The 15,571-nt window shown below is 60.3% G+C and carries 22 protein-coding genes; 3 read left to right on the top strand and 19 right to left on the bottom strand.

Annotation, left to right across the window (positions count from 1 at the left end; all coding sequences use genetic code 11):
• Window positions 1-68: 68 nt before the first annotated feature.
• The 19 genes from F1609_RS08070 to F1609_RS35330 form a co-directional block, all read right to left on the bottom strand.
• Complete coding sequence (locus F1609_RS08070) at window positions 69-794, bottom strand: head maturation protease, ClpP-related (protein ID WP_167075958.1); 726 nt, start codon at window positions 792-794, stop codon at window positions 69-71.
• Complete coding sequence (locus F1609_RS08065) at window positions 791-2,047, bottom strand: phage portal protein (protein ID WP_167075957.1); 1,257 nt, start codon at window positions 2,045-2,047, stop codon at window positions 791-793. The genes F1609_RS08070 and F1609_RS08065 overlap by 4 nt, the downstream gene beginning before the upstream one ends.
• Window positions 2,048-3,730, bottom strand: a complete 1,683-nt coding sequence (locus F1609_RS08060; RefSeq protein ID WP_167075956.1) for a terminase large subunit — start codon at window positions 3,728-3,730, stop codon at window positions 2,048-2,050.
• 1 nt (window position 3,731) lies between these two features.
• Window positions 3,732-4,130, bottom strand: coding sequence for a P27 family phage terminase small subunit (locus F1609_RS08055; protein WP_167075955.1), 399 nt, complete (start codon window positions 4,128-4,130; stop codon window positions 3,732-3,734).
• Between the two features lie 125 nt (window positions 4,131-4,255).
• Window positions 4,256-4,624 carry an HNH endonuclease gene (locus F1609_RS08050; protein WP_167075954.1) on the bottom strand — a complete coding sequence of 123 codons (369 nt, stop codon included), beginning with the start codon at window positions 4,622-4,624 and terminating at the stop codon, window positions 4,256-4,258.
• 152 nt (window positions 4,625-4,776) lie between these two features.
• Entirely contained in the window at window positions 4,777-4,935 is a 159-nt protein-coding gene (locus tag F1609_RS08045; RefSeq protein ID WP_167075953.1) for a hypothetical protein, read from the bottom strand.
• Window positions 4,932-5,093, bottom strand: coding sequence for a hypothetical protein (locus F1609_RS08040; protein WP_167075952.1), 162 nt, complete (start codon window positions 5,091-5,093; stop codon window positions 4,932-4,934). Before F1609_RS08040 ends, F1609_RS08045 begins: the two co-directional genes overlap by 4 nt.
• 429 nt (window positions 5,094-5,522) lie before the next feature.
• Window positions 5,523-6,179 (bottom strand): hypothetical protein, encoded by a 657-nt coding sequence (locus F1609_RS08035; protein ID WP_167075951.1) that lies wholly within the window; start codon window positions 6,177-6,179, stop codon window positions 5,523-5,525.
• Complete coding sequence (locus F1609_RS08030; protein ID WP_167075950.1) at window positions 6,176-6,589, bottom strand: phage protein NinX family protein; 414 nt, start codon at window positions 6,587-6,589, stop codon at window positions 6,176-6,178. Before F1609_RS08030 ends, F1609_RS08035 begins: the two co-directional genes overlap by 4 nt.
• Window positions 6,590-6,632: 43 nt before the next feature.
• Window positions 6,633-6,782, bottom strand: coding sequence for a hypothetical protein (locus F1609_RS08025; protein ID WP_167075949.1), 150 nt, complete (start codon window positions 6,780-6,782; stop codon window positions 6,633-6,635).
• The gene (locus F1609_RS08020) at window positions 6,776-7,012 is read right to left on the bottom strand and encodes a hypothetical protein (RefSeq protein ID WP_167075948.1); all 237 of its coding nucleotides are present in this window, start codon (window positions 7,010-7,012) and stop codon (window positions 6,776-6,778) included. The genes F1609_RS08025 and F1609_RS08020 overlap by 7 nt, the downstream gene beginning before the upstream one ends.
• A 614-nt stretch (window positions 7,013-7,626) precedes the next feature.
• Window positions 7,627-8,496, bottom strand: coding sequence for a ParB/RepB/Spo0J family partition protein (locus F1609_RS08015; RefSeq protein WP_167075947.1), 870 nt, complete (start codon window positions 8,494-8,496; stop codon window positions 7,627-7,629).
• A 67-nt stretch (window positions 8,497-8,563) separates the two neighbouring features.
• Entirely contained in the window at window positions 8,564-9,052 is a 489-nt protein-coding gene (locus F1609_RS08010; RefSeq protein WP_167075946.1) for a hypothetical protein, read from the bottom strand.
• Complete coding sequence (locus tag F1609_RS08005) at window positions 9,049-9,255, bottom strand: hypothetical protein (protein ID WP_167075945.1); 207 nt, start codon at window positions 9,253-9,255, stop codon at window positions 9,049-9,051. Before F1609_RS08005 ends, F1609_RS08010 begins: the two co-directional genes overlap by 4 nt.
• A 480-nt stretch (window positions 9,256-9,735) precedes the next feature.
• Complete coding sequence (locus F1609_RS08000; protein ID WP_167075944.1) at window positions 9,736-10,695, bottom strand: toprim domain-containing protein; 960 nt, start codon at window positions 10,693-10,695, stop codon at window positions 9,736-9,738.
• Window positions 10,692-12,245, bottom strand: coding sequence for a DEAD/DEAH box helicase (locus F1609_RS07995; RefSeq protein ID WP_167075943.1), 1,554 nt, complete (start codon window positions 12,243-12,245; stop codon window positions 10,692-10,694). The genes F1609_RS08000 and F1609_RS07995 overlap by 4 nt, the downstream gene beginning before the upstream one ends.
• On the bottom strand, window positions 12,242-13,276 hold the full coding sequence (locus tag F1609_RS07990) for a hypothetical protein (RefSeq protein ID WP_167075942.1): 1,035 nt from the start codon (window positions 13,274-13,276) through the stop codon (window positions 12,242-12,244). Before F1609_RS07990 ends, F1609_RS07995 begins: the two co-directional genes overlap by 4 nt.
• A complete protein-coding gene (locus tag F1609_RS07985; RefSeq protein WP_167075941.1) occupies window positions 13,269-13,493 on the bottom strand; it encodes a hypothetical protein in 225 nt (74 codons plus the stop codon). Before F1609_RS07985 ends, F1609_RS07990 begins: the two co-directional genes overlap by 8 nt.
• A 192-nt stretch (window positions 13,494-13,685) precedes the next feature.
• Window positions 13,686-13,916: a transcriptional regulator gene (locus F1609_RS35330; protein ID WP_166893590.1), complete on the bottom strand. Its 231-nt coding sequence runs from the start codon at window positions 13,914-13,916 to the stop codon at window positions 13,686-13,688.
• A gap of 79 nt (window positions 13,917-13,995) precedes the next feature.
• On the opposite strand from F1609_RS35330, the gene F1609_RS07975 reads away from it, so the two are divergent.
• The 3 genes from F1609_RS07975 to F1609_RS07965 all read left to right on the top strand — a co-directional run bounded on the left by F1609_RS07975 (window position 13,996) and on the right by F1609_RS07965 (window position 15,554).
• Window positions 13,996-14,424: a helix-turn-helix domain-containing protein gene (locus F1609_RS07975; protein ID WP_167075940.1), complete on the top strand. Its 429-nt coding sequence runs from the start codon at window positions 13,996-13,998 to the stop codon at window positions 14,422-14,424.
• 78 nt (window positions 14,425-14,502) lie between these two features.
• Entirely contained in the window at window positions 14,503-14,745 is a 243-nt protein-coding gene (locus tag F1609_RS07970) for a hypothetical protein (RefSeq protein WP_167075939.1), read from the top strand.
• Window positions 14,742-15,554, top strand: coding sequence for a phage regulatory protein/antirepressor Ant (locus F1609_RS07965; RefSeq protein ID WP_167075938.1), 813 nt, complete (start codon window positions 14,742-14,744; stop codon window positions 15,552-15,554). The genes F1609_RS07970 and F1609_RS07965 overlap by 4 nt, the downstream gene beginning before the upstream one ends.
• The last annotated feature ends 17 nt before the right edge of the window (window positions 15,555-15,571 follow it).

Below are 15,571 nucleotides of genomic sequence, written 5' to 3'. Positions count from 1 at the left end.
AAAAGGGAGCCACATTGGCCCCCGATTGGGTGAGGTGGACCGACCTCGGCGGGCGTACGCGAGAAGCGTTACAGGGCTTGAATCAGTGCGAGGCGGTTGGCGTTTGCCTGGGACATCGACCGCTGCGTAGGCGGAGGGGTCACCGATGGCGCCCGCGGGGCGAGTGCTGCGGGCGCGTTCGAATAGGCGGCCAGGTTCCAGGCGTTCGAAGCCTTGGCCGTGGCACCAGCGATGCGGTCGATGAAGCCGTGGGACAACGCCTCGTCGGCGTCCATCCACGTTTCCTCTTCCATCATTGCGATCACCTCGTCGGCAGGCTTGCCGGTCTTCTCGGTGTAGTCGTCCACGATCGAGAGTTCAATCTTTTCGACCAGGTCGGCCTGATCGCGCAGATCGGTCTTGTCGCCGAACGCCATTGCCTGCGCGTTGTGGATCATGAAAAAGGCGCCCTTGCTCATCTCGACCTCGTCGCATGCAAGGGCAATGCTGGTGCCGGCGCTGGCGCACAGGCTGTCGATGTGGCCGATGGTCGCGCCAGGATAGTTCCTGATGGCCGCAGCGATCTCCTTGCCCTGGAAGACATCGCCTCCTGGAGTGTTGAATCGAATATTGAGCACCTGCTCTGGATCGGCCTGATCCAGGCTGGCGATCACATCGGCCGCATTCGCGTCGAAGTTCGCGGCGATGACGCCCCGGATATAGAGCGTCTGGCCGGTGCTGTTCGATACAAAGATTGATTGCTTCACCGTCGAGGATGCGGCGTTATCAACGCAGAGTTTCATAAGGTAGGTCATTCGACACCTTTCGGAGCAGGTTGGGGTTGATCGCGCGGCGCGCGGTAGAGCTCATTGCCGCCGTCCACTGGCGGCAATCGCTGCCGGCGACGCACTTCGTTTAACGTCATGAAGGCGTCGCCGGCACCAGGCCCGCCCAGCGCCAGCCGGTAGAAGGCGCCCTGCGCGCCAATATCGCCCTCGTAAAGCGCTTCACGGTGGAATTCAAGGAAGCGGCCGGTGTTGCGCGGGTACAGCTTGCGGTTGAGCTCCTGCTCGATTTTTTTCAGCCAGGTCTGCAAGGTGTACTGAACAAAAGCGCGGCCAATCGATTCGATGCCAGATCCCCACGATGTCGCGCCGGTCGACTCGTTGATCATGAAGCCCGGCACGCCAAATGCGCGCGCCACATCGAGAACTTGGAATCTGCGGGCGTCAAGCAGCTGGCAGTCCTCGGCTGAAATATTCATCTGGTTGGCCGTCAGCCCTTCGGTCAGCACCAGCGGCACAGCGTGCGCGTTCCTCAGGCCGGCGTACTTGCGCGCGAAGGCTTGCTGAAGGTCTGCAATCTGACTTGGACTCATCTTGCCAGTGCTTTGCAGGATCATCGAAGGGTGAGCGCCGTTCTCGAAGAACTTCCCGCTGTACTCATCCATGGCCAGGGCATTGCCGATTGCATTGCGCGCGCCAAACTGGATCACCGACATCGACCGCATGATCGTGTCATCAAAGCCCATGCCGGGGAAATGCAGGATGTCGGACGGTTCGAACCAGGTGGAAATGCCATGCGAAGGCATGTTGACGTAGTAGCGAACACCTCCGGCGATGGTGCGAATCGGTGACACGCACCCCCATGGCAGCGGCAGTATCTCGCGGGGCCTGCCATTGGCGCGCCACTTGATAAGGCCGAAGGCGTCGCCGCGCAGCAGTTGCGACATGCTGGCGCCTTCCCACATCGACGCCGCAGTAAATTGCGGGCTGGGCTGCTCGTTGAGCAGATACCACAGGTCGCTGCGCGGGAGGATGGCCGGGATCTCGCCGCCATCCATCGAGTACTCATGGATCGGCATGCTGACGATCGCACCGCTGATCTTGGCAACGCAGGCGGCCACAGCCGACACGCGCATGGCGGAAGTGGCGGATACCGTGGTGCCGGCCGCAGAGACGCCGAATGCATCCATCACGGCGTCGCTGTAGCTCACGTTCGAAATCTCTGGACGTGACGATGCCTGCCACCCGGTAAACATGGCGGCAATCGCATCAAATATTTTCATTTAGATATCCACAAAACCTTGCAAAATTTCGTTCGTCTCGCCGCTCATCGCGCGCGCTACGCCCATGATCCCCGCGACAATCCCGTCGATCTTCTGCTCGGGTTTTTCCTTGCGAGGGTAGATGTTGTCTTTTGCGTCCAGCTTGGCAACCACATTCGAAGCCATCCAGGTCAGCACCGGGTTGCCGTCGTGGTGCACGCGGCCGGCTTTCACTGCACTTTCAAACTCTTTCATCGGCAACGACAGGTTCTTTACCGTCTGCCCCAGCTCCACCGCGTTGATGCCCTGCTTCGTCAATCGCTGCTCCAGCTGCGCGGCGCGGTACGGATCGAATACGACTTCCTCCGGTCCGTACTCCGCGATCATGGCCAGCGTGTCTTCCTCGATCAGATCGAAGTCAATTTCGGCACCGTCGTGCTGTTGCAGGAACCCCTCGATTACCCACTTGCGGTAGGCGCTGCAATTCTTGGTGTCGTTCTCGATCGCGTTCTCGGGCAAGTAGTAACTGCCGAACAGGTAGAAGTGCTGCTTGCCTGCGATCTCTTTCACGAACATCAGCATGATCACGCACACGTCTGACCGGTGTGCCAGGTCGAGCGTGAGGTAGCACTTATCACCCTTGAACTGCTCCGGGCGCAGCGTGCGATCCGTGCACTTGTCCCACTCCAGCAGATTGAGCCACGCCGCTTTGGCCGAGCACCAGATGTTCAGGTGCTTCGTCTTGAATCGCGTCTGCTTCGAGGCACTCTGCACCGCCTGGCGTTGCTGGCTGAGCAGGAAGTCGATATCAACCGACACGCCCATATTCGGGTTTGCCTTGTACAGCGAAGCCGGATCATCCCACTTGTCGGAATCGTCGATGGTGTAAATTAGTACGAACAATTCGTCATTGTCGAGTACACCTTCGAGCATCTTCTTTGCGTCCGACTCCTGATCGAAGCACGGGCCGGCGATGTTGAAGCCGGCAGTCGTGATCATCAGCATCAGGGGCTGCTCACGCGACCCCATGCCTGTTTCCATCGTGTCGACCAGGTCGCTGGTGTCATGCTCATGGTACTCATCCACAATGGCGCACGATGGGCTCGAACCGTCACCCGGCTTGCCGATAACCGGTTCAAAACGTGATCCGTCCTCGGGATTGACCAACGCCTTGGCCCACACCTCAGCGCCGAAAGCGTCGCGCAGTTCTGGCGTGCGCTCGAGCATCTGCTTGGCAGGCCGGAATACCTCCCATGCCTGGCGCTCTGTCGTCGCACCCGAATAGACTTCGGCGCCAAACTCGCCGTCGGCCGCGAACATGTAGAGCCCGATGCCCGAGCCGATGATCGACTTCCCGTTCTTTCGCGGCACGGCGAAATAGGCTTTGCGGAAACGCCGGCGCCCGTCCTTCGACTGCTTCCAGCCGAACAGCACGCAGAACGCGAAACACTGCCACGGTTGCAGCACGATCAGCTCGCGCTGCCGGGCCCACTTGCCTTTGGTGTGCGGCATCAGCGAGAGGAACTGGCAGACCTTGTTACCGGCATCCTCGTCGAAATAGAACTTGGCGCCGCGCTTCTTAGCCGCCTTCAGGTCGTTGAGGTGGCGCTTGCACGCGAGTCTGACCCATTTGCACGCAATGACATCGCCTCGGGTGACCGCCTTCGCGTACTCCAGCGCGGTGCCGACATAATCGGCGGACACGTCAGGCTTTCTTCTGCCCCACCAACGCCAGGAACGGATTGACTTTGGGGGCTTTTTTGGACGACACACGCGACCGGTCGGCCGGGGTCATGCCAAGCGAGGCCAGCGCGGTTCGAATCTGCGCCGCTTGTGCCATCGTCACATCGCCATCGTCGAGCGCGCGGAAGCGGGCGACCAGGCGCGACGTCAACTCAACGGCCATGCGGTCGGTTGATTGCAATACGGATTCCGGCAACAGGCCGACCATTTCATCCCACACTGCGACCTGGGCGTCATTGAAATACGCCGGCGCCGCTTTATCGAAGGCGCCGGATTCAAAATCTTCGCGCTGGCGATCCGGATTGTGGGCGAACGCTCCCCGTGCCTCGAGGATATTCGAAGGCGTGCGGGGCTTCGGCATTGGTTACTCCGTGGAAATTTTGAAAGTTTGAATTGTGGATGTGAAAATTGAATGAAACAGTCGGTCTAGAGAGCTTTCCGTCCGGACTTTTGACCGCCCCCCCTCCGTGCCGAATGCGCGCATTGCTATCCTTCCTCCTGCGTCTTTGCCGTATGGCAGCGAGTGCAGGCCGACTGAAGGTTGCTTTCCGCGTCGATCTGCTCGTCGGTCCATCCTCGGCTGCGAGCTTGCTCCTTGCCTATGATGTGATCGACCTCACGGGCGACGAAGGTACAGCCCGGCCGCTTAATCTTGCACAGGCCCACGTCGCGGCTCAGGATGCGTGAACGTAGCTTCTGCCATTCCCAGCCATATCCGCGCTCTGCACTGCTCTTGTCACCGTGTGAGCGATTCCAGCCTACCTTTAGCTTGGCGTGTCTGGCACAGTAGCCTGGCGTATCGAGCAATGCGCCGCATGCCACCTTACGACAAACTGTCTTGGGTCGTGCTGCCATAGCGGCTTTCCCTTCGTTGGTTCTTGGTAGTGTCACCGCCCGCTCTACGCGATTAGCCGCGATCCGCTGCGGTGGGAGACCGTAGTCATGGTTCGTCGGTGACTGCACCCGCTATTGCGATTCGCGCCGCTGGAGTGCGATGGCGCGCTGTATCAGGCGATCCGGGCGATGCCTGCATGTGCAGGTGGCACCCGGCTGTTGCTCATGGCGCCCATGCCTACCGAGTGGCGCGCGGCCTGGGCGATGTCGTTCTGCAGCGTGGCCAGCTGAATGGCGATCATCAGCCAGGTGCGCTCGTGTGCGGTGGTCATGGCTGCTCGTTCGCGTCGTCGTTATGCGGGACCAGGCCCCAGCCCAAGATGCGGCGTATCTCCTCGATCGTGGGCGGCGGGTCGTCAGGTTCAGCGTACGTGCGCCGGGCCATGTATGCGCGCACCTGGCGCTTGTCGGGCTTGGTGGTCTGCGTCATGGTGACCTCGGCGGAGCAATGTAAATTCGGGTGAGTCAGCGAAATCGGGGCTTTACAGCTTGCCGGCCAGTGCAGGTCATGGCTCGGTGTTTCCGCTGACTCGTGCCGGACAAAGCCGGCCCTGCAAACTCTGAACGCAAAAAGCCCGCTACCTTTCGGTGCGGGCTTCTCTGTGCCTCCATGCTATCTGCAAGGTAGGCGGTAGGGTTGTTGGTGGCCGGTGGAGTTTCCCTCTGGCGGATAGCTAATCCTGAAAGGGGCGTTCACGGGCGCCCGGTAGGCTATTCCCCCAACACGAATGACTTCTGCTCGGGTTATTGATCCGGTGCTGGTGCGCATTGAAGCGCGGCTTGCAGTCATCATTCGTCTTGGGGCGCCAAGCAAAAAAGCCGTTTCCCCATAGGAGAAACAGCCAGTGCCGTAACTCTATCACCAAAGTAACCGGGTTGCAATGTTCGTGCGCAACTTCTTTTCCAGCTCGACACACGCATCCTGCGCTTCAGCCACATAGTCCAGCTGATGGAAGTTCCAGACGTTGCCGCGTGTGATGCCGCACTTGCGCCGCATCGCCCACTGGTGTGAGCTCTTGAGGCTGCGCACCATGGCATCGGTCGCCTCAGCTATCTCGTTGTCCCGGCGCATCTGCGAGGTGTCAACGGTGCCGTACCCATCACCTTCGCCGCGCAGGGTGGACTGGTTCTTGATGCCCAGGTCGGTGTCGTCTCGGCTCATCCACTCCTTCCAGCAGGACAAGCAAAGGTCGAGCCCATCGGGCTTGACGAACGTTGGGGCGCGCACTTCATCCCGGCGAACTCGACGAAGACCAGCGACAGAGGGAAAGCCGAGTTTGGCGGTGAGAAGCATAGTTTCTCCTGTAGAAGACCCTCCCACCTTACCATACTCCACCAAGGAAATTGCCGAATTGCAGCGGTTTATTTTTCCCTTCTGCTCGCGCTCGAACTTGACACTCAAGGCCGGATCGCGGTATCGCTCCTGCGGCTTCGCCCAGCTGCGCTCGGGGTTGCGGCGGGCAGGCGCATTGAGCACGGCGAAGTACTCGGCCGGCGTGATTGGGCGCTCGCTCATGGCGTGGCCTCGATGGTGGCGCCGTACACGCTGGCCACGTAGGCGCGCATGGCGGCGATGAGGTGCGTTGGCCCGCGCCCCGTGGCTGCTGTCATGACGTCCTCGCATTGCCATTCCGCGTCGGACAGGGCCTTAAACTCGGCGGCAATCTCTGTATCCAGCAGCGGCCCGCCGACCGCCCAGCTCGTGGACGGGTCAAAGCGCGCCGGGATCGCGCCGGACACATCGACGCAGATGCGGATATCGGTGCGCGGCACGATCTCGATGTACAGGTGCTCGGCCGGCGTGCCGCGTGCGCGCGCCACCCAGTAATCCAGCTCGGCGCCGGCCAGGTCGGCAACCGCGGTTCTTGGCCGCGCGCTCATTTCTTCCTCCCGCGCAGGATGGATGCCATGACGTATGCGCCACACCAGACGCCTAGCCAGAATGCGATGGCAATCAGCTCGTACGGGCTCACAGGCGCCTCCGTTTGTACTCGCGCCGGGCGGCGCTTTCTTTTGACGCGCCGGCAATGGCGGCAAGCGAAAGCACCAGACCGCCGATGAAGATGCCGGCCACGATGGTCAGGGCCAGGGCAGTGAGGACTTCGATTTCGTTCAGCATGGCGCATCCTCCTTCTGTGCGTCGCTGTGGAAGCGGCCGGCTGGGCCGCACCGGCAATCAGCCCGCCTCTCAAGATTGCACCAGGCGTCCTCTGGCTCGCCCGTCACCAAGTCGATTTTTCGGCCGGGCCGGTAGCACTGCTGCAACGATGGGTCGAATATCGCAAAAATGATGCTGAAGCCCTTGTGCGCGCAGGTATTGCAGGTCAATTTCGTCGGTGTGTTCAGCATGGCTGTGCTCCTTGAGGTGCTGCGCATATCCGGTGCGCAGCGGGGCCGGGCTTAATCTGAGCTGGAGCAGCTGCCGCCGCTATCAGACGAGCTGGATGAGCTTGAGGAGCTGGAGCTATCGGACGACGATGACGATGACGAGCACGACGAACTTGGGGTGCTGGACCAGTCGCCCGAGGCGCCGCCACCGTCGAACGTGCCGCCTCTACCCTGATAACTTGAGCGCTCATTCCAGGAAGATGCAGGCGCGGGACTCGGTGAGTACATGTCGGCAGGGGAAGTGGTATCGGTAGATGAGCGTGACGGCTTGGATGGCGCAGGCGGTGCCGGTCGAGGCTGCGGAATAGTCCGAGGCGGTACGTGCCCTGGGTATAGAGCGTTGTTCAGCGGTGGTGCTGCCACGCTACGCAGTTGGGGTTCTGCGCGTGGGCTGGGCGGCTGGGTTGGAGCTGGCGGAAACTTAGGCGCAGGTTCTTTCTTGGCGCCCGAACGCGCGCGGCGCCAGAGGATGAAGTAGGCGATAGCGCCGAACACGAGCGCGAGCGCCAGAACAAAAAACATGATTTCCATATGTGCTTTCGTTGTGCCGCCCGGATCGCGGGGCGGCTGGCGCGTTACTGCGGTTGCTGCATCTGGGTGGGCATCGCTGTGGACGCCGTGCCGCGCAGGTAGGTGATCAGGTCCGCGAAACTTGGGCACAGCTCTTCTGCCCGGAAAGTACCGCCGCTATCAATTTCTCGGCGTATTGCAGAGACCAAGTCTTTCGGCGTGCCCCCGGCGATCTGCTTGGCCGTGGCCTTTGCCTTGCCCTGGAGGCGCGCGGCCTCGACGTGCTCAGCGATCACGGCGCCGGCGCGCCCGCCACTCTGGCGTACGATCTTTGCGGCATTGCTGGCGCTGATCTGCTTTTCCGTCACGGCCTGTTTCACGTCGCTGTTTGCGTCGGCCAGAACCAGGGCATCGCTGACGTTCTGAACCGACCGCCCTACCGCCTCTGCGATCGCCGCCGGCGTCCAGCCCCAGCCGACCAGCTTGCGATACTGCGCTGAGCGCTCCAGCGGCGTCAGGCCCAGGCCCTGCGAGCTGGTGATCAGGTGAATGACGCGTTCCGCATCACCACCACGGAACTGCTTGGCGCCCAGCTGGAAGCCGCCATCGGGTTCGCGCACCCCAGGCTCGGCCAGCCACTCGACTGCGGCGGTGACCCGGTGATGTCCGTCGACGGCAATGATGACGCCGTCCTCGATCCGGACCTTGATGTCGTCCAGCTCGTACCCGGCCCGCAGCGCGCTCTTGATCGACTCGACGTGCTCGCGGTTGATCGGCCGATTGAAGCCGGGCTCGAACTGCACCAGCCGCGGATCGACGCCCCAGCTCTTTACCGTGGACACGCCCGGCATGCCGCGCTCTTTCATGACCTTGAGCGAAACTGCTGGCTTCTCGCTGCGCTGATTGGCTTGCGCCGACTCGTTCATTTGACCCATTTTTTTCTCCCCATTTTTAGACGGAATGCGCCGCCTCGCTATGCTGAAAAATCCGAACGTCCAAGGCCTAACAGGCCACGCGGTCCTTGAGAAATTCGTACAAACTGTCGACCGCCTGATCGAACACCTTGGCGAAGTCGGCGCGCCAGACGCCACGTCGTTTGAGCCTGTAGTGCATCAGCACGGCTTCACGCTCGACAACGTCCAATTCCCATACCGCCGTGTGCACCACGCGCACCGAGTGCTTATTTGCCTCGATTTCCATGTCCTCGACGCCGTGAATGCGTGCATCAGGGGCGCCCATGCTTTGCCGTGGCACGCCTTCGGCAAGCGGCTCGTCAGTTCTGATCCAGGCCGCCCATCCTTCCAGCAACCGCAGGACGTTTACGCGGTGCTCTTCCTCCACCGTGACGTGCTCCACCGGTGGCAGAGTTGCGACACGAATTGGCTTGAGCGCCGGCGGCGCGCTGTCCTCGGTTACGTCAACGAAGACGATGTCGGGCACCGGCGGCGTCTTGACGGGCCAGCGCAGCGTGAGTGTCGGGCGCTTGCTCATGGGCGCACGTCGACGGTTTCGGCTGCCGTCCGGGCCAGCGCGGCGTTGTGGCACGCCACCAGGATCGCGTGCCAGTCATCGCGCCGGGACCAGTACGTTGCGTGGCACCAGTTCACTTCTTGCATATCGAACTCCTTCATTTTCAGTAAATCCATCAGGCGCTGCTCAATCTTTGCCGGTATCGGGCGCTCGCTTTTTGTCATGCATTTCTCTCGGCCATAGTTGTCATTTAGAGGGGTTGGTTGGAACCCCTCCGCAGTCGGTATGTATGAGGGTTAGGTGTTCCTGGCCCCCGAGCAAAATCAGCAAAAACTTGTATCGAAAGTGACGTATTCACGGATGGTCAGTTCCGCTACGGCTCGCCCAGGCCGCCCCCTCGCTCTTTCGATTGACGCACTCTGGTGAATGCGCCTGCCAAACGAGCCAAGCATTCCAACTCTGTACCTCTGTTCGCTCCGGCCTGTGCTCTCAGGCCTCGGCAAGGCCCCCTCTGCGCCTTGTTCGTGCTGTGCCCTGGTGTTCGACGGTGCGGTCGGTCTTTTTGCGGTGTGGGCCGATTCAGGCGCTTGCACGTTTTTTGAGGTGTCGTCCGCTCCACCTGGCAACCGGACGAACTTCGTCCGGTTGGTACCGCATTCGGCTTCGAACGAAATTCGCACGAAGTCGGATACGGGCTGCTTGCCCTACTTCGCGCGCAGCAGCCGCGCTTCCCGCATTACCTTCAGCTTGATATCGGCGAACACGCTCGCCTGCACCTGGAGCACCGTGCGCTTGCGGGCGAAGCTGTATGCCTGGCCTTCCAGCGCCAGCTCCATCTGCTCCATGGCGTAATCGTTCCAGTCAGTGCCGTTGCAGGCCGGCGCTGCGACGCCCACGCCCAGCAGCTCGGCGGCGGCGTGCGCAGCATCGAGGCCAGGGTTGCGGCCGATGCGTGCAGCTGTCTCCAGGTCGTTGTCCGCACATACAACGCCCATGCCGAACCGGTCCATGCGCTCAGCGACGACGGGAAGATTTCCGGCGTTGAAGGCGACGACAACACGGCAGTTCGGGATAGCTTGGTAGATGGTCAGACCGGTGGCGAAGCCCTCGACCAGGACCGTGACGACGGCGCTAGGCCGCTCGATGGTGTAGTAGGCGCACTTCGTGGTGGCGCCGAAGTGGAACTTCTTCTCGCCTTCTGGCGAAATGCGCTGCACGCTGAGGATCTTGCCGTTGTAGAGCATCGGAACGACCAGCCAGCCTTTGTGATCGACTCGCAGTCCAACGCAGCCGGCCACGCCGAGGCCTTTGCTCACCAAGTACGGGTGGCTGTCGCGCAGCGGCGCGCATGCGGCGTAGTAAGCGCGCGCGCCGTCTCGCGCCTTAATCAGCGCGGCATGGCGTTCGGCCTGGCGGCGTGCGATCGCGGCCCGGTCGATCGGTGCGGCGAGCGCGGCCGCTTCATCGCTGGCGCGCCACATCACCGGCTCAGCGTGCACGGCGTAATCCTGGCACCAGCCGACCAGGCCATCGTCGGCCAGCTTGATGCTGCCGTTCTTCTTGCGCGGGTGGCTCTCGGTCTTGCACCGAATCCAGCGGCCAGACGTGAAATTGTCCGGCACGATGATGCCGTTCGCCTGGACGAATTGCAGGAAGTCGCTCATGCGCTCACAGCCTTCTTCTTGGCGTGATTTTCGGCGATGCGGCGTGAAGTGACCCAGCCCCGCACCTTTTTGCTAGGCTCCGCAGAGGGCATCGCTTTGATCGTCGAATCCGGCCAATCGCCGAATTTTTCCTTAAACTTGTGCGACGCCCAGCCGGGATTCCATTTGTTCGACTCGGCGATGAAACGCAGCCCAGTGAAGAACTCGGCCTTGTCCTCAAAAGTAGTCGCTACCTTCTTATTGCCGCCCTTTGCTGGCGCAACCTCGGCCAGGAGACCTGGCTGGTGCTCAAACGAGCGCGTGACTTTGTAGGCGTGACCGCACGCCGGGCAGCTTGGCATAGGCATGTGAACGTGAGCGCAACCGGGGCACTTTACGGGCTCCTTTTCCGGCTTCGGCAGGGACTTCGGTTTCGCCTTCTTCTTGCCGTCGTCCAGCTCCTTGACGCCGCTCTCGAAGAACTCGTTCATCTCGGCCCAAAAGCGCATGCAGTTGCCGCTATGGTCCAGCACGATGCATTCGGCCTTGCCGGGGTGGATGCGCAGGCCGCGCCCCAGGATCTGAATGTGCTCGGCCAAGCTGGATTTCAGCGGGCGCGCCATGATGATGACTTCCACGTCGCTCACATCGAAACCCTTACTCAAGGCGCTGACACTGATCAGCCCCCGGATGTAGCTATCTGGCTTGCGAAACTCCTCCACCATTGCTGCCCGAGATTCGTCATCGGTTTTGTAGGTGTACATCGAAGTCACCACGCCGGCCTGTTCGAACTGACGCTGCAATTCCTCGCAGTGCGCGACATTGCAGCCGAAAGCGATGAACTTCTTGCCGGGCGCATGACGGAGATATTCCTCGACGCAATCCCCGACGATTGGCATTGAGCGCTCGGCAGCCGCCTTGTCTGTCCATTCGCCCCCGAGAGTTTTGGCGCCGGACATATCAGGCTCAGAGGCTGCATAGATACGGTATTGCGTCAAGTAAGGCGAGCGCGCACCATCCGTCTCGACGAGCCCGCGGATCAGTTCGTTAGTTGTGATAGTGGTGACGACAGCTTCATAGGAAATTCCCAGCCCCCTTGTAATGGGGGTCGCGCTCAATCCAATTACTATCGCTTTGCGCTCCCGCTCATCGGCGCTGACCTTCAGGTGCGCTATTCGCTCGGCAACGGTCTTGTGGACGGTGTGGCATTCGTCGACGATAATCAAGTCGGCATCTGGCCAGCCACGCTTCTCGATGGTCTGGATGCTCGCCACTTGGACGCGCTCCCATGGTTTGGTGCGCCAATGGTTACCTTGGATGACGCCATGGGGAATACCGTACAGATCAAAAGTCGTGCTTGTCTGTTCAATCAGTGCTATGCGGTCCGCGACGAATAGCACGCGCTTGCCAGGCTTGGACAAGCATTCGATAGCCAGGTGGGTGGCGATTACAGTCTTGCCGCCGCCAGTTGGAATGGACAAGATCAGCACGCGGATCCCTTCGCGAATGCGCGCGCGCAGGGCCTCTACACTGCCAGTCTGGTATTCCCGGAGTTTTAACTGTTTGCTCATCGCGCATTCCCTTTAGCGGCCAGCGCTGGCTTGATATCCCAGATAGTTTTCAGGCCCATCATTTTCTGAATCTTAGTCAGCTCGTTTTTATAGCTGTCTGCCTCTTCCTGCGAAGTCACAACCTTGCCTTGCAGATCGCGGTTCCGATTCGAGAGTTGGTCGAATTTGTAGTGCCAGCTCTCCGCCTCAGCGGCGTGATCGGCAGTGCGTAGACGCTCAATCTCGGACGTCAGGGTTGCAACCTGCTCGGTCAGCAGGCGCACCTTTTCTTCTTCGGCGCGCAGCAGCTCGATGAAGTCGGGCGTGTCGTCGACCAGGCCGTCAAGCCCGCCGTTAAGGGCGAGCTCGTCCGGCTCTGGCTCGGTCGAGCCGCCATTGGTGGACGGGGCGGGCTGCGATGTCGGGATTCCGGCATCGGTGGGCACCGGTGGCGGTCCATCGGAACTGTTTGCACGCTCAGCAGCGCCAGGTGGCGCGGTCTTATTCGACGGCGGCAGCGTCTTGGCCGCTGCATTGATCGATATCTCGCCGGCCCGTACCGCAGCCTTCACTTCAGGCGTGGCGCTGGCTTCTATCTGCTCCACTTTTCGCACGGTATCGTGGGAGACGCCAGCCGCTTTGGCTATCACGTCACGCGTCTTGCCGACACCCTGTGCAGAATTCTGCACAGGGTCTGGCCTGCCGGCCATCATGCGATCTTTCGCGCGCTGCTCCAGTAGCGGCTTCAATTTCAGCGCAAGTGCTGCCCGCACGTAGTCGGTGGCGTTGCGCTTGCCGAGCTGGTTCTCGATCATCCAGATCTTGACGTCGGCCTTGGTTAGAAGACCAGTCTTCTCGTAGGTCTGGAAGGAGATGCCATGCTGCTGGCAGATTGCATAGCGGTTGTGCCCATCCAGCAAATAGTTACCCCACACGACCAGCGGGTCGCGGCATCCCTCTTGCAGAATCGAGGCCTCAAGCATCGAATATTCGTCGGCCGACAGGGGGTCAATCCATGCCTTGAGTTCGTCGTCAATTTGCAGCTCAGTCACCTGGAATCTCCACCTTGCTGTCCGCATCATTTGCGACTTTCACCATCGTCAAAATGGCATTGGCAAGCTTGGTCGCATGGGCAGTGGAGAGGAAGAGATACACGCCCCCTTCGATCTGCTCACCATCACCACCAATCGCATCAAGAATGTCGAGCGCCACGGTGTCATAGTCGGCTACGCCGACAGAGACATCATTTCCAATTTTGATGTCTTCCATTTTTTACACGCCCCACAGGTTGAGGCGATTGAACGCGCGGATGACCGTCGAGCCCTTGATCAGCTCGCGGCAGTACAGTTGGATGACGGTGCGTTTGATGAGGGTTTTCATGCTGATCTCCAAAATTTAGGCGTAAAGGGGCCTCGCGCCGCCGTATGAGCGGTGGCGTTGGCTATATTTTTCGCAGTGGGATTAGGTGGGGCGCGAGTGCGAGTTTCTAACTACTGCCCAGTCAACCCGATCGTTGAGTTCTTCGCAGCGGATTTCCCCGCCAGTCAGTTCTTCGATTCGCGTGCAGTGCTCAGCCGGAACACGGTTGACAGCTCGCCACGACTGAACAACTTGGTAACGCCCAACTCCGAGGGCCCGAGCAGCGGATGCAAGGCCGCCGAAGTACGCGATAGTTTTGTCGATTCCGTTCATGCCCCATTCTATACTAGAATTTCCAGCATCGGCTAGTATTTTGCGTGCACCACCTATTAATCTAGTGTAGGATCACGACATGGATACAATACACACTCGAATAAAGCAGCGCCGTGAAGAACTCGGTATGTCAATGAAAGAGTTGGCGGAAAAGGTCGGCGTCTCAGCGTGGCAGACCGTTCAACAGTGGGAGAAAGAAGGCGGCACTGCTCCTAAGCGGTCACGGCTGCAAGCGGTTGCCGATGCACTGCAAACATTCCCTGAATTTCTAACTTATGGCCCTGGTCACCAACTAGACTTCTCCCTTTCAATGAAAGGACTTCTAACGGAGCTAGAGAATGCCGCTAAGAATAGCCAAGCACCAGCGCGAGCCGGGCTCTCGGATGAAGCGGTCAAAGTCGGAGCGGCGTTTGATCGTATCGAAAGCAAAGCCCACAGAGATCTTGTTATAGCCGCCCTGAGAGCGTTTGGCGGATGGATGGACGAAGACGAAAATAAAAAAAACTAGCGAAAAATACCAAAAACTCTTGTTTAGCTAGTTTTTCTTGCGTATAGTTAGTCTCAGTCCAACCGACCTGAGGCGAACATGACCATCAACAGCACGACCAGCACCAGCGAAATACCCGCAACCGCACGCCCTGCATCAATCTCCGGCGGCTTTGCCGAGCAGATCAAAGCCGCTGGTGGCCGTCTTGGCGCAGCTGTTGCCCTTCTCAGCGTTATTGATATCCTTCCCGCCGTCGAGCGCCGTGCGATCCTGGAAACCTGCGTTAGCCTGGCCGCTGACGCGACACGCGACCTCGCCGCCTTTGTCGGGAGTGCAGCATGAGCGGCCGCCCACCCAGCGATCTGCTGGCCGCGTCGGCCCCCATAGTGATGCCGACTCGGGAAATCGCCGAGCTTACCGAGAAGCGCCATGACAACGTCAAGCGTGACACGAAAGCAATGCTCATAGAGCTCGGCTTAGATCCCCTCAAATTTGAGGGGATCTATTTGGATAGCCTGAACCGCCAACAAACCGAGTATTTACTCGACCGCGAGCTGACCGACACCCTACTGACTGGCTACAGTGCGGTGTTGCGCCGGAAGGTGATTGCGCGGTGGCATCAACTTGAAAAAGACGCTGCCCCGCCATCCTTGCCGAACTTTGCAGATCCAGCGGCCGCAGCCCGCGCCTGGGCCGACGAGGTAGAGGCGAAGCGCACAGCCGAGGGCAAAGTACATCAGCTGAAGCACCAAGTCGCCGACCAAGCGCCGGCGGTGGCTGGGTTCAACCTGATAGCGGATGCGAGCGGCTCGATGTGCTTCCGCGATGCGGCCGCCAATCTGAAGATGCGCCAGTGCGACCTCATGGACTATCTCGTTAGCAAAAAATGGATCTACGAGCGCATCGGCTCGGAAGGTTACAAGGCCTACGGCGATCGATTGCAGGCGCTTGACCTGCGATACAACAGCTTCCCGTATGAGAGCAAAACCACTGGTGAGCCGAAGACACGGCGCCAAGTCCGCATCACGAATAAGGGCCTGACGAAACTGGCAGCGATGATCACCCAAGACGCGGTGACCAAGCGGATGGCGGCTGCCCCTGGCCAGCACCAGCAACACCTGCCGCTGCCCGGCGACGATCCGCCGGGCTAAGCCTCGGGCGCCGGCTT

This window comes from Massilia aquatica (assembly GCF_011682045.1).
Lineage (GTDB): Bacteria > Pseudomonadota > Gammaproteobacteria > Burkholderiales > Burkholderiaceae_D > Telluria_A > Telluria_A aquatica.
Note: the sequence above shows the minus strand (reverse complement) of the source record. Positions and strands in the feature narration are given on the sequence as shown.